Annotated in this window: 14 protein-coding genes and 1 pseudogene; 7 read left to right on the top strand and 8 right to left on the bottom strand. The window is 72.1% G+C overall.

Features of this window, described 5'->3' with window-relative positions:
• A partial coding sequence (locus ACTHMS_RS16825) for a sensor histidine kinase (protein ID WP_440307813.1) occupies positions 1–231 on the top strand: 231 nt, incomplete at its 5' end.
• Positions 232–291: 60 nt separating this feature from the next.
• Here the strand turns inward: ACTHMS_RS16825 and ACTHMS_RS16820 are convergent.
• On the bottom strand, positions 292–1,653 hold the full coding sequence (locus tag ACTHMS_RS16820) for a S53 family peptidase (protein ID WP_440307812.1): 1,362 nt from the start codon (positions 1,651–1,653) through the stop codon (positions 292–294).
• Between the two features lie 121 nt (positions 1,654–1,774).
• A complete protein-coding gene (locus ACTHMS_RS16815) occupies positions 1,775–2,755 on the bottom strand; it encodes an XdhC family protein (protein ID WP_440307811.1) in 981 nt (326 codons plus the stop codon).
• Between the two features lie 125 nt (positions 2,756–2,880).
• Here ACTHMS_RS16815 and ACTHMS_RS16810 point away from each other — a divergent pair, with 125 nt between their 5' ends.
• Positions 2,881–3,960: a glycoside hydrolase family 6 protein gene (locus ACTHMS_RS16810; RefSeq protein WP_440307810.1), complete on the top strand. Its 1,080-nt coding sequence runs from the start codon at positions 2,881–2,883 to the stop codon at positions 3,958–3,960.
• 82 nt (positions 3,961–4,042) lie between these two features.
• Here ACTHMS_RS16810 and ACTHMS_RS16805 read toward each other — a convergent pair whose 3' ends face one another.
• Both ACTHMS_RS16805 and ACTHMS_RS16800 read right to left on the bottom strand, forming a co-directional pair.
• Entirely contained in the window at positions 4,043–4,906 is an 864-nt protein-coding gene (locus ACTHMS_RS16805; protein WP_440307809.1) for a trypsin-like serine peptidase, read from the bottom strand.
• A 202-nt stretch (positions 4,907–5,108) separates the two neighbouring features.
• The gene (locus tag ACTHMS_RS16800) at positions 5,109–5,528 is read right to left on the bottom strand and encodes an ArsI/CadI family heavy metal resistance metalloenzyme (protein WP_440307808.1); all 420 of its coding nucleotides are present in this window, start codon (positions 5,526–5,528) and stop codon (positions 5,109–5,111) included.
• A gap of 90 nt (positions 5,529–5,618) precedes the next feature.
• Here ACTHMS_RS16800 and ACTHMS_RS16795 point away from each other — a divergent pair, with 90 nt between their 5' ends.
• The 3 genes and pseudogenes from ACTHMS_RS16795 to ACTHMS_RS16785 form a co-directional block, all read left to right on the top strand.
• Positions 5,619–5,978 (top strand): metalloregulator ArsR/SmtB family transcription factor, encoded by a 360-nt coding sequence (locus tag ACTHMS_RS16795; RefSeq protein ID WP_440307807.1) that lies wholly within the window; start codon positions 5,619–5,621, stop codon positions 5,976–5,978.
• Positions 5,975–6,676: an aquaporin gene (locus ACTHMS_RS16790; protein WP_440307806.1), complete on the top strand. Its 702-nt coding sequence runs from the start codon at positions 5,975–5,977 to the stop codon at positions 6,674–6,676. Before ACTHMS_RS16795 ends, ACTHMS_RS16790 begins: the two co-directional genes overlap by 4 nt.
• Positions 6,673–7,071: pseudogene (locus tag ACTHMS_RS16785) on the top strand (arsenate reductase ArsC); the annotation flags it as partial. The gene ACTHMS_RS16790 and the pseudogene ACTHMS_RS16785, both read left to right, overlap by 4 nt.
• 33 nt (positions 7,072–7,104) lie before the next feature.
• Here ACTHMS_RS16785 and ACTHMS_RS16780 read toward each other — a convergent pair.
• The gene (locus ACTHMS_RS16780; protein ID WP_440307805.1) at positions 7,105–7,602 is read right to left on the bottom strand and encodes an AbfB domain-containing protein; all 498 of its coding nucleotides are present in this window, start codon (positions 7,600–7,602) and stop codon (positions 7,105–7,107) included.
• A gap of 303 nt (positions 7,603–7,905) precedes the next feature.
• On the opposite strand from ACTHMS_RS16780, the gene ACTHMS_RS16775 reads away from it, so the two are divergent.
• Positions 7,906–8,664 carry a class I SAM-dependent methyltransferase gene (locus ACTHMS_RS16775; RefSeq protein WP_440307804.1) on the top strand — a complete coding sequence of 253 codons (759 nt, stop codon included), beginning with the start codon at positions 7,906–7,908 and terminating at the stop codon, positions 8,662–8,664.
• Positions 8,665–8,774: 110 nt separating this feature from the next.
• On the opposite strand, the gene ACTHMS_RS16770 is transcribed toward ACTHMS_RS16775, so the two are convergent.
• Positions 8,775–9,620 (bottom strand): COG4705 family protein, encoded by an 846-nt coding sequence (locus ACTHMS_RS16770; protein WP_440307803.1) that lies wholly within the window; start codon positions 9,618–9,620, stop codon positions 8,775–8,777.
• Positions 9,610–10,770 (bottom strand): glycosyltransferase 87 family protein, encoded by a 1,161-nt coding sequence (locus ACTHMS_RS16765; RefSeq protein ID WP_440307802.1) that lies wholly within the window; start codon positions 10,768–10,770, stop codon positions 9,610–9,612. The genes ACTHMS_RS16770 and ACTHMS_RS16765 overlap by 11 nt, the downstream gene beginning before the upstream one ends.
• A 509-nt stretch (positions 10,771–11,279) precedes the next feature.
• On the opposite strand from ACTHMS_RS16765, the gene ACTHMS_RS16760 reads away from it, so the two are divergent.
• The gene (locus ACTHMS_RS16760; protein ID WP_440307801.1) at positions 11,280–12,044 is read left to right on the top strand and encodes a phosphatase PAP2 family protein; all 765 of its coding nucleotides are present in this window, start codon (positions 11,280–11,282) and stop codon (positions 12,042–12,044) included.
• Here the strand turns inward: ACTHMS_RS16760 and ACTHMS_RS16755 are convergent.
• Complete coding sequence (locus ACTHMS_RS16755; RefSeq protein WP_440307800.1) at positions 11,977–12,885, bottom strand: alkaline phosphatase family protein; 909 nt, start codon at positions 12,883–12,885, stop codon at positions 11,977–11,979. The two genes, ACTHMS_RS16760 and ACTHMS_RS16755, sit on opposite strands and share 68 nt — an antisense overlap.
• Between the last annotated feature and the right edge of the window lie 59 nt (positions 12,886–12,944).

Here is a 12,944-nt window from a genome sequence, read left to right as displayed (position 1 = left end):
ACGGTGCGGATCACCGTCACCGACACCGGGCCGGGTATCGCGCCCGAGCACCTCGACCGGCTCTTCACGCCGTTCGACCGGCTCGGCCGCGACTCCGACGAGGGCATCGGGCTCGGGCTGCCGCTGGCCCGCGGCCTCACCGAGGCGATGGGCGGCCGTCTCCAGGTCGAGAGCGTGCTGGACGAGGGCACCAGGGTCAGCCTGGTGCTCCCGTCTGGCAGCAGTGCGTGATCGACACCCGTCCGAGCCGGTGCAGGCCGGTCGGAACGGGTGTCGATCACGCTGGTGCGGCTACCCGGCCGCGGCGGCCAGCGCCGGCACGAACCGCGCCGCGTCGACCGTGCCCCAGCCGGAGGCCAGGTCGTAGCCGGTCGTCGCCGCCGGGCCGGTCACCCCGCCGAAGGAGATGTCACCGGTCGTCACGTCGACGACGCCCTGCCGCGCGCGCCCGTGGATGCCGTCGTAGATCGCGTTGTTGATGGTGCCGAGCCGGTGGCCGGCCACCTGTGCCGCGAGCGCGACGATGCCCGAGAAGAGCGGCGACGCCTCGCTCGTGCCGCCGACGATGTGCCAGCCGACGCGTCCGGGCTGGAAGCTGTAGTAGAAGACCGCGCCGCCGTCGACGGCCGCGGACATCGAGATGTCCGGGGTGCCCCGGCTGGCGCCGACGATCGACCGCTCGCGGTTCTGGAACGGCGGGCGGGCGAAGACGTGGCTGAGCCCGCCGCCGGCGGCGCCGTAGCCGTCGTTCCAGACCTGGTCCGGCGCGATGCGGTTGCCCGCGGCGTCGAGGTGCAGCTGCGTGCCACCGATGCTGGTGACGAGCGGGTCGCTCGACGGCCACGAGTTGACCGGGTTCGGGTAGAGCGACGACCCGTCGGAGGTGTAGTTCGTGACCCCGGTGTCGCCGGACGACGCCAGCACCGTGACCCCGTGCCGCTTCGCGTTGATGAACGCCGAGCGCAGCGCGAGCAGCGACTGCGTCGAGGGGAAGGTCTCCTCGGTGGCCCCGAAGCTCTGCGTGATGACGTCCGCGAGGTGGTGGTCGATGACGAAGTTCTCGGCCTGCACGATCTCGGGGAAGCCGGTGATGCCCTCGGTCTCGGCGACGGGCGTCTCGACCAGCAGGAGCTTCGCGTCCGGCGCGATGGCGTGGGCGTACTCGACGTCGAGCGTGGTCTCGGTCGCCCAGCCGAGCTGCGTGCCGTCGGTGTTGTCGAACGGCGGCACGGTGCCCGCGGGCTGGATGATCTGCAGGTCGGGGTCGGGCAGGCCGTAGGTCTGGTCGAAGACGTGCAGGTCCTGCGCGATGGTCGGCGAGCCGAAGGCGTCCACGATCGCGATCGTGCGGCCGGCACCGGTGACGCCGCGCGCGTAGAGGGGCTTGAGGTCGTAGGCCTGCTGGTACTGCAGCGGCGAGTAGCAGCTGATGCCGAGGTTGGCCTGGCAGTAGGCGGTGTCGGGCGGGAAGGTCAGGTTCGCGGCGAGCACGTGGCCGGTGGCCGCGGGCACGGGACGGACGGTGTGGGCGCTGCGGCCCCCTGCCGCGGTGGCCGAGGCCGTGGCGGTGGTGCCGGCCGCGACGGCGGTCGTCGCCAGGACGGCCGCGGTGGCGACCGCGATCCGGCGGCGGTGGTGCTGCTCGAGCTGCATGGATGCGCTCCTCGGGTCAGATGCCGGCGCGGATGCACCGGCCGAGGGCGAATGCTGCACCTCCACCCAAGCCAGCGCAAGGGCGCCCGAAGGCCTTGAAACGGACGGTCTCAGCCGCCGGTCAGTACCGCGGCGGGGGAGCCTGCACACCCGCGCGGTGCACCGGCCCGCCGCGTTCGCGCAGCGAGCCGCCGCTCGAACCCGCGCGCACGGCGAGGATCTCCGCCGCGATCGACACCGCGATCTCACCGGGCGTGTGCGCGTCGATGTCGAGCCCGGCGGGGCCGTGGATGCGTGCCTTGGCCGCGTCGTCGACACCGTGCTCGGTGAGCCAGTCGCGGCGCGCCTGCTGCGTGCGGCGCGAGCCGAGCGCGCCGACGTAGCCCGCGTCGCCGGCGAGTGCGGCCGCCAGGGCCGGGCCGTCGACGCCGCGGTCGTGGCTGAGCACGACGATCGCGTCCGCGGCGCGCAGGTCGCCCGCCGCAGCGACGGCCGCGGTGGTGTCGTTCGTGACCTGCACCGTCCAGCCGAGCAGCGCGCCCACACCGCGCAGCGCGTCGGCGATCAGGCCGTCGCCGACGACGAGCAGCGCCGGCACGGGCCACAGCGCGGTGACGACCAGCCGCGGGTCACGCTCGAGCACAGCGGTGGTGGTGACGCCCCGGGCGAACAGCCGCGGCACTTCGTCCCCGAACGGGAAGGCGCCGGCGATCGTCGCCGGCGTGAACACCCGGGTCGCCGTGGTGCCGCTCGGGTCGATCGTGGTCACCAGGCAGAGCGGCTCGCGCGCGGCCAGGCGCGTCCACGCCTCGTCGGGCAGCGCCGAGGCCGGCTGCACCAGCACGGTCACCGAGCCCGCGCACGCGAGCCCGACGGCCGCCGCCTCGTCGGCGCCGATCGCCACCGTGCCCAGGCCGCTGCGGTCGAGGCGGTCGGGTGTCACGCCGGCGGGGAGCGCGCCGGCGGGGGTCGCGCCGTCGGTCCAGGCGAGCGCGGCCCCCGGCTCGCTCGACCCGAACCCGCTGACGGCCACGACCTGCGCGACGTGCACCGCGCGTCCCTCGGACGACCAGCGCTGCACCTGCTCGGCGATCTCGTACACGCCGCCCATCCTGCCGAACCCGGCACGGGCGGGCGACCACTTGGGTTCCGGCCCGGCCTGCCGATCAGGACGGGAGCGGCCCGCGGGCCGTTGCTCGTGCCTCGTCGCCGCCCGGAGATCCACCCATGCCGCATCGCCGCCGTCCGGCCCGCCGTCTGCTCGCCGCCGTCGTCGCGGCGGCCGCCGCCCTGAGCGTCGCCGCGAGTGCCACGGCACCCGCCGGCGCCACCACGACCGGCAACCCGCTCGCCGGCGGCCGCTGGGGCGTCTTCACCGGCACCGCCGACAACATCTGGCCCGCCTACCAGGCGGCCACCGGCACGCAGCAGGCGCTGCTCGCCAAGATCGCACTGCGCCCGCGGGTGCGGTGGTTCGGGTCGTGGACGCAGGTGTCGAGCGTCGCGTCGGCGCTGCGCTCGTACATCGCCAACGAGCAGCAGGGCGACCCGTCGGTGCTCGTGCAGCTGGCGCTGTTCAACCTCTGGCCGTACGGCGAGGGTGCGCTGTCGAAGCCGCTCAGCGCCGCCGACCAGACGCACTACAAGCAGTGGGTGGACGCCGCCGTGCAGGGCATCGGCTCGTCGCGCGTCGCGGTCGTGCTCGAGCCGGACGAGGCGATCGCGTACAAGGCGCCGGGGTCGGCGATCCGCTTCGCGCTCGCGCGCTACGCGGCCCGCGCACTCGGCGCGCTGCCGCACACGTCGGTCTACCTCGACGCCGCCGCCTCGGACTGGCTGACACCCGCGCAGGCCGCGACCATGCTCAAGGCGGCCGGTGTCCAGTACATCCGCGGCTTCGCCCTGTCGGCGACGCACTACACGGCCACCGCCGACAACGACGTCCACGGCGGCCAGGTGGTCGCCGCCCTCGCCAAGCTCGGCATCCCCGGCAAGCACTTCGTCGTGAACACCGCCGACACCGGGCGGCCCTTCACGTGGCTGCAGTACTGGGCGGCCCACCCGCACGGCGACTTCGACAACGCCGAGACCTGCCAGACGCGCAGTCAGGTGCGCTGCGTGACGCTCGGCATCCCGCCGACCACCGACGTCGCCAAACCGGCCTGGCACCTGTCGGCGGCGGCCGTCACCGCGGCCCGCGCGTGGTGCGACGGCTACCTCTGGTTCGGCCGGCCGTGGCTGTACCGGCAGGCTGCGCCGTGGCTGCAGCAGCGCGCGCTCGACGTCGCCCGCACCTCGCCGTACTGACCGCGTCGTCCTGAGCCGTCCCTCGCCGTCCTGGACGTCGCCGGCCCGACTGCCGACGGCCGGCAGGTCGTCAGGGGCACGGTCAGCCGCTGGGACAGTCGTCGCTGCCGGCCCTCGGCACGTCGTCCGGCCTGCCGCCGGCGGCGGCCCGCTGCACGAGCGCCGCGACGGCCGCGGTGAACACCGGCGAGTGCGAGGTGAACTCGGTGCACCCGCCGTGGTGCCGACCGCCGATGAGACCGACGACGGTCGGTGCAGCGGCGTCGGCGAGCAGCCAGGGGCTGCCGCTGCTGCCGCCACGGAAGCCGTGGCAGGAGAGGGTCGGGTGGCCGCGCGCCGACCGCAGCGGGACGACGCAGGTGGCGGCGGTGTCCTCGCGACCGGCGTTGTAGCCGACCACGCGCACCTCCGTGCCCGACGGCGGTGTCGTGCCGAGCCCGGCGGCGCCCGTGACCGACGCGAGCGAGACGCGCCGGCCGCCGACCGTCCGGTCGGCGACGGTCAGCACCGCGAAGTCGTCCGCGTCCGCCTCGCCGTCGAGCCAGCCCGTCGGCACGTACTGCCCCGTCACCGTCCACACGCCCTTCGGCGTCGCGCCCCGGTCGTACCCGGGCGCGAAGAGCCAGCCGCGCGCCGAACCGGACACGCAGTGCGCGGCGGTGAGCACGGTGTCGCCACTGCCCGACGCGACGACGATGGCCGTGCACGAGTGGGTGCCACCCAGCCCGCGCCGGAACAGCGGCCCCACCATGGTCTGCTCGGCCGCGACGGTCGACACCGGCATCGCGCTGGCCGACACGTCGGCCGATCGCGGCCGTGCGGGCCGCGCGCCCGTCGAGTGCAGCGGTGCCGCGGCGGCGCGGGGCTCGGACGGCGCCCGGCGCACGACCACGACGGTCGTGAGTCCGAGGGCCACGACCAGGGCACCGAGCACAGCACACGTCACCCGCGCGCCCCGCGGCCAGGCGGCAGTGCGGGGCGGACTGGGCTGGTCCATGCCGCTCCCGTCGCCGTCGGGCGCCCGCCCTGCAGCGGAGCGCGTCGTCCAGGATGTTCCCCGACCGTCCCCGGTCGGCCCTGTGCATCACGCTCGAGGGCTCAGCGGACTCTCGGGTACGACCGAACCGGGTCGACCTCGCGCGGACGGCTCAACAGCAGGTCGTCGTCCCCGCGCCCGCGGCCGGCGTCGCCGCGAAGGTGGGGGAGTCCACGAGCACGGTGTACACCTCCCAGCGCTCACCGTCCGGCGTGTCCTCGACCCAGAACTTGTCCTGCGCGGCGTAGCAGCACGTCGTGCCGCGCTCGTCCGTCGACGCCAGGCCGGCGCCGGTGAGACGGCGCTGCACCGCGTCGACGCGCGGCACGTCGTCGACCTCGATGCCCAGGTGGTTCAGCGATCCACCGTGCCCCGGGTTCTCGATCAGGACGAGCTTGAGCGGCGGCACGGCCACCGCGAAGTTGGCGTAGCCCGGCCGCACCTTCGCCGGCGGGGTGTCGAAGAGCCTGCTGTAGAAGGCGATCGACGCGTCCAGGTCGTCGACATTGAGGGCGAGCTGCAGACGCTCCACGGGAGTCCTCCTCGGTCAAGACATCGACGATCGTCGATGTGGTTCCGTGTCACGGTGGCACTGTCCATCGATGTCTGTCAATATCGACGCATGTCGAAGTCCCTGCCGCTGCTCACGCCGCTCGAGACGGTCGCGTGCTGCTCGCCGCTGTCGCGCGAACCGCTGAGCCAGGACGCCGCCGAGCGCATCGCGCCACTGCTCAAGGCGCTGGCCGACCCGGTGCGGCTGCGGCTGCTCTCGCTCATCGCGTCACACGCGGACGGCGAGGCGTGCGTGTGCGACCTGAACGACGCCTTCGACCTCTCGCAGCCGACGATCAGTCACCACCTCAAGGTGCTGCACGACGCCGGGCTGCTCGACCGCGACAAGCGTGGCGCCTGGGTCTACTACCGCGCCCGGACCGACGCGCTGCGCGGCGTGGCCGACCTGATCGGCCCGACGGCACCGTGACCGACCTCGGACGCCGGGCGCTGGCCGAGTTCGTCGGCACCGCCTTCCTGGTCGCCGCCGTCGTCGGCTCGGGCATCGCCGCCACCCGCCTGTCGCCGCACGACGTCGGGCTGCAACTGCTCGAGAACAGCGTGATCACCGGCGGTGCCCTCGTCGCGCTGATCCTCGCGCTGCAGCCCGTGTCGGCCGCGTTCAACCCGATCGTCACCGCGGTCGAGCGCTGCACCGGCCAGCTTTCGACGGCCGACGCGCTGCGGCTCGCCGCCGCCCAGTTCCTCGGCGGCTTCCTCGGCGTGGTCGTCGCCAACCTGATGTTCGACCGGGCCGCCGTCGACCTGTCGACCCATCACCGCTCGGGTGCGGGACTGTGGCTGGGGGAGGTGGTCGCGACGCTCGGTCTGCTCGTGGTGGTCTTCGGCGCCGTGCGGTCGGGTCGGTCCGAGCGCGTCGCCCTGGCCGTGGGCGGCTACATCCTCGCCGCGTACTGGTTCACCAGCTCGACGTCGTTCGCCAACCCGGCCGTGACCGTCGCGCGCATGTTTTCGGACAGCTTCGCCGGCATCGCCCCCGCCTCGGTCGCGGCGTTCGTGCTGGCGCAGGTCGTCGGCGGCGCGATCGGCCTGCTTGTCGTGCGTGCGCTCTATCCGACCGCCCCGGCGCGCGCCGGGGTGCCCGACCCGATCGAGGACATCCGATGACCGACCACCGGCCCACCGTCCTGTTCGTCTGCGTGCACAACGCGGGCCGCTCGCAGATGGCCGCCGGCTGGCTCACCGCCCTCGCCGGCGACCGGGTCGAGGTGCGCTCGGCCGGGTCGCAGCCCGCCGACCGGATCAACCCGCAGGCCGTCGAGGCGATGCGCGAGGTCGGCATCGACATCACCGCCGAGCACCCGAAGCTGCTCACGCCGGACGCGGTCGACCAGGCCGATGTCGCGGTGACGATGGGGTGTGGCGACGTCTGCCCGGTCTTCCCCGGCGTCCGGTACGAGGACTGGGTGTTGACCGATCCCGCAGGACAGCCGATCGAGGTCGTGCGCCAGGTGCGTGACGAGATCCGGGCCCGGGTCGAGACGTTGCTCGCGCGGTTGCTCGACGCCGACGACGCGGCCGGCGACCGAGACCCGTCAGGCGCGCCAGGCGGGCTGCGCGAGCCAGGTGACGTCGTCGGCCCATGACGGCCGCGCGGCCCACGGTTCCGGCCCGCCGTCACCGGCGATGAAGACCTCGCCCGCGAAGTGGCGCACGAAGTGGTCCGGGAAGTTGACCGATGCCAGCGAGACGCCCTGCCCGCTGCGTCCGGCCTCGACCGAGAAGCTGGCGTCCTGCGCGAACAGGGCGCCGCCGTCGTTGCGGTCGAGCACGAGCCTGCCGCCACGGTGCCGCAGGAAGTGGCCGGGGAAGTTCCGTGACTCGAGCGACGACGTCGGGCCCCCGGCCAGGCCGCGCCGCACCACCCAGGTGGCATCACTGCGATCGAGTGGCGCGCTGTCGCGCGTGAGCGGTGACAGCACGGCGCGGCCCTCACGGTGCCGCAGGCAGTCGGTGGTGCAACCGGGGGTCGTCGCCCGCAGCACGATCTCGGTGCCTGGTGGGATCGACGGGCCTGTCGCGCGCTCGCTCACCGTGGCGTTCTAGCACCCGTGGCCGGCACCCGCGAACCACGCGCCGGGTCGCCGTCCGAACGTCACTCGAAGGGCCCCGACGAATCGGTCGGAACCCGTCGATGTCGACCCACGCAGCTGTCGGCGACGCCGCCGGAACCCTTCGAGCCCCGGAGGGCCTCGGTGCCGAGCCGATCGTCGCCGTTTCGTCCGATACGCTCCGTCGGGCTCGACGGTCTCTCGAAAGCGGACCCGGGAAGGGCGCGTGTCGTGGCGCGGATGTTCGGCCGGTGGCGGGATCGATTCACCCGGACGCTGACGCAGGTGGTCGACGCGCGCGTGTCCGCGCAGCTCGAGCCCGTGCGGGCGTCGCTCGACCGGCTCGGGCGGAACCTTCGCGCGCTGGAGATCAGGCAGCGCCGGGACGTCTTCTACGCGGCGGAGGTCGCAGCGGTCGCCACGACGGCCGAGTTCGTGCATCGCGAACTCCGACATGCGCGCCACTTCGGGCATCCCCATGAGACTTTGCGGTACGCGCTCGGCCAGGTCTCCGTCGACGGGCTAATGCTGGAGTTCGGCGTCGCCTCCGGCACCACGTTGCGGATCATCGCCGACGCGCTGCCCGGCCGCGAGATCGTCGGCTTCGACGTCTTCACCGGGCTGCCCGAGGACTGGCGCCCGGGGTTCGCGGCCGGCGCCTTCGCCCAGGACGTGCTGCCGGAGGTTCCAGGCGCCACCCTCGTCCCCGGGCTGTTCGCCGAGACCCTGCCGTCGTTCCTAGAAACTCATCCCGGGCCGGTGGCGTTCCTGCATCTGGACGCGGACCTGTACTCGTCCACGGCCTTCGTCCTGGACCGCCTCCGGCACCGGTTGGTCGCGGGGACGGTGATCGTCTTCGACGAGTACTTCAACTACCCGGGTTGGCACGGGGACGGCGAGCACCGCGCCTGGCAGGAGTTCGTTGAACGGACCGGCGCGGGCTTCGAGTACCTGGCGTACACCCATGACAACGAGCAGGTCGTGGTCAGGGTGACAGGGAACGCTGCGGTCGACGAGGAGGCGACAACGGCGTCGGCCCCGTGACGACGGTGCTGACCGCGGGGCTGCTGCTCTCCCGCCAGGCGTGGGTCCGTCTGGGCGAAGGTACGTCGCCGCCGGCCTGGCCGTCCTGGTGATCGCTGCTTCGCTCGTGCTCAACCGAGGTCGGGTAGGACGGCTTCGCTCGACACCGGTCGAGGTGCCGGCCGTCGTCGAGCATCCCCTGCTGTCGTCGGAGCATCCGCTTTCGTCATGGCGAGGTAGCCGACACTTGCGATGATCAACGCGCCGAGCACGAGCGCGGTCGTGCCCGAGCCGACGCCGAGGCCGCCGTCGTGCCGGCTCTTGCCGAACCAGTCGGCGACCGATGCGCCGAGCGGTCGTGTCAGCACATATGCGGTCCAGAACGCCGCCACGCCGCTGAGCCGTCCGAACCGATAGGCGAGCGCAGGAAGACAGATCAGTCCGGCGAACAGCACTGCCGAGTCGGCGTAGCCGAGGCGGAACACGATGGCGGTCAGGTCGCCGACCGCGGTGCCCAGCGCGAAGGTGGTGACGACGGCGGCCCAGTAGAACAACTCGCGGCGCCGGGTGGTGATCGCGTGCACCGACAGGGTGCCTTCGACGCGGTACCAGACGGCGAAGACGACACCGAGGGTCACCGCGAACAACACGCCCGATGCCTGATAGGGCAGGCCGAGACCCACGTGCAGGACGTCGGCGGCCATGGTGCCGAAGACCCCGACCATGCTGACGGCCAGCCAGTAGCGCCATGGCGAGTACGTCGCGGCGCGCAGCTGGATCCCGAGCGCGACGCAGAAGGCGACGAAGCCCGCCACCACCGCCGCCTGGGCAGCGACCGCATGCACGGACCAGTCCGAGGTCGACTCACCGAACGCCGTCGTCAGGGCCTTCGTGACCCAGAACAGCGCCACCAGCGCCGGCACCTTGACAGCGACCCGTCGGGTCTCCGGACGCGGCACCACGGGGTCAGAGATCATTCGTCACCGTTCCACTCGTCATCACTTGATCGACACCGCACGATGGTGGACACCTGCGAACAGGCGGCTGAGAATGTGCGCGCCATCTCCACCCCGCGACGAGGCAGGCAATGGCGGCGGCTAGCAGCCAACTCGAGCCAGGGAATGGGTGCAGGTACCGCTGCCAACGCAGCAGGGCCGGCAACCCGGACGGCACCGCGATCAGCCACGACGCCGCGACCACGGCGAACACCGAGGTCGGACGCCACCCGAACAGCACGGGGACGATCATCGGCAGCAGGAAGTAGTGGCTCCACACGATCGGCGACGCCGCGACCGACGCCACCACGCAACCGCAGAACAGCAGCCGCTCGTCGCCGCGAGTGCGGCTCCAGCGCCATGCCGCAGCGATGCCGAGCGCGGCGAGGCCGAGTGCCGCGACGGCACCAGGTGCGCCGGTGATCCCGATGCTGGCGAGCAACGCCACGAGCGACGAACTGTGCGTCGATTCGTGCGCGCTCAGCGCGTTCACCAGGTGCTCGTACGTGCCGAGCGACTGTTCCGCGAAGGCACATCCGGCCACCACGCCCGCCAGCACCAGACCAGCGGTGGACGCGGCTGACCGCCGACGTCCTGAGCCGATCAGCCACACGAGCATGGGAAGCAGGAACAGCTTGGCGATGATGGCTGCCGCGAGTGCAGTGACGAGAACGGCGGGTCTTCGCCGGAAGCGCCAGGCGAGCGCGAGCAGCAGGAACAGCCATGCGTTGAGGGTGCCGAGTTGCAGGCCGCGGATCGTCGGCTCGAGCAGCAGGACGCCGAGCGACACCGACCACGCGACGCCGGGACGCGCCAGGCGGACACCGCCGAGGACGGCGAGCGCGCTGAGGAAGAAGAAGAGCGCATACGCCGCGGCCCACGACATGGCAGCGAGCGGCACGAACGGCAGCGCCGTCAGCCATGGATAGACGAACGCATGCCCGGCGAGGAACACCGATGACCCGACGCCCACGTACGGCGTCTCACCCTGGGCGATGGCGCGCCCCGCGACCAGCAACGTCCGAAGATCGGCCGGCGTGGAGGACGCCGCGAAGCACCACCACACCGAAGAGACGACAACCGCGACCACGGCCAGCCGGATCAGCGAGGTCCTGCCGACGACGTGGTGCACGGGCGCATCCCCAACGGTTCCCTGATGCAAGTCTTGCCAGAAGTCGATCTCGCCCCACGCTAGTGCGGCGGCGACGCCGACGCCGGGGTCTCCGCCCTCGTGGTGAGGTCCCGTTCAGGAACCGCCGCGTGGACGCTCAGGCGTCCTGCCGCGTCAGGCGCATCGCTGCGACGTTCAGGCGCCGGTCAACTCGCACGGGCACGGTTGCAGGCATGAAGCGCTGCGCGATCGGCTTCGCGGTCGGAGCGCTCCTCGGCTGGTGGAACCTCCGCACGAGCAGCGTCACTGGCTGGAGCGGCAGCCCGATCGGCAACGCGGCATCGCCGCCATCGGCAGTGGGCAGTGAGCACTGCCGATCGACGCAGCGCCGGAGCCGTCGGGATCACGTGCACGCCACATGAACACGTTGCGCGACCGAAAGGCGAGCTCTTGGAGGTCGGAAGGATGAAGTCGTGAGGTCATGGCGAGCGGCGCCCATCCGTCGCTCACCCCATCGCTGTCTCCCTGCGTTGGCGCGACGCCTGCGGGTCCACGCGCGGGCCACGACGTTCGGCTTCGTCCTGACGCTCTACGTGGCGATCACGGTCGCGGTGGTGGTGGGATGGTCGCCGCTCGAGGCGATCGACCGGTGGGCTCGCACCGCAACGCTGACCCAGCGTCACTCGGGCGCCCGCCGGTTCGCTCTCGACTACGTCATGCTCGGGCAGCGTGCACCGATCACGCTGGCTGTGACGCCCTACGTCCTCTGGCTCTGTCGGCGTCGCCGGTCACTGACTCCGGCACTGCGCCTCGCTGTCGCGCTGATTCTGCTCAATCTTTCCGTCGGCGCGGTCAAACTGGCGATCGGCCGGTGGGGGCCCTGGGAGACCGCACGCGTGCATGATGTGCTTGCCGGGGGAGACATCTACCCATCGGGTCATGTGTCGAACGCGGTCGTCGTCTTCGGCGTTCTCGCGTCCTTGGCCGTCCAACGGCGACGACTGATGACGGCGATGGCGGTGTGGGTCGCCGTGACCGTCGGGGTGGGCACCGTCTATCTCGACTTCCACTGGGTCACCGACGTCCTCGGCGGCTTGCTGGCCGGCTCGCTGGTCCTTCTCGCCGTCCCGACGGCGTCAGCGCCGTTCGAGCGGTTCATCGCATCCAACGCGTCGAGGGTCAGCGGCGCCGCTCGAGGTCGACCACCGGAGCAGTCGTCCGGGAGACTCAGAGGTGCAGGACCGTCCGCAAGTCGGCCGCGGCGGCGGCGCTTGCCAGATGCGTCGAATGCGTGACGTCCTCGTACCAGCGGGTGAGGCTGAAGAGCGTGTAGGTCTTGCCACCGATGATCTGCCCGGTCAGCGCCTTGTTGAGGATCACCGTCTCGACCGGATTGCTCCCCGGCTCGGTGAGGTCGGGTTCGTCCCAGGTGATGACGACGGTGAGGCGACCGGTCTCGAAGTCCGTTCCGCGTTCGATGATCGGAATCCATGCCCGCAGCCAGGCGTCCGATTCGGCGAGGGACCCGTTGTGCGCATCATGCTGCAGGTTCGGGACGATCAAGCCGTCGTCGGGGAGGTCGCCCGATCTGATGTCGTGGACCAATGCGCCGCCGGCCGTCGTGCCGAGGGGCACGTCGTCGCGATGACAGTGCGCGCGGACGGTCGGGTTCCGGCCGTAGGGCCAGGGATTATGACGAGCGACATACAGCGCGGTGTTGTCCGGGGCGCAGTTCGACGGCATCGACTCGGCGTAGATCTTCGCGGTCGCACCGGCGTGGATGGCCTGGTCGAACACGGTGGGGCCGTCGAATCCCCGCGTGGTCCCCGGTGGTCCGTCGGTGGAGATCCCCTGATCGGCGCCGGTGGCCAGATCGATGTACGCGTGCAGGGAGCCGTGACCGAAGCTCGACCAGTTCGCGCAGGAGACCCGCGCGCCCCCGGACGTGCGACCAAGACCGCTCAGGAAGGGCATCGCTCGTGCTGCGTCCTGGCACGAGTGGTTCTCCTCCATGATCACCAACAACTTCGGCGCACCGATCCGCCGGGTGATCGCATCGCTGGTGAGATCACCGCTGGAGCACGAGGCCAAGGCCACTGACGAGACCAGGATCGCCAACAGCGACAGCCGACCCATCGGCTCACCTCGTTCCACGCTTCGCCGCCGACGGTAGAGAGGAGTGCCTGCGTCGGGCC

Source organism: Jatrophihabitans sp. (genome assembly GCF_051960575.1).
Taxonomy (GTDB): domain Bacteria; phylum Actinomycetota; class Actinomycetes; order Mycobacteriales; family Jatrophihabitantaceae; genus JBQCEE01.
Note: the sequence above shows the minus strand (reverse complement) of the source record. Positions and strands in the feature narration are given on the sequence as shown.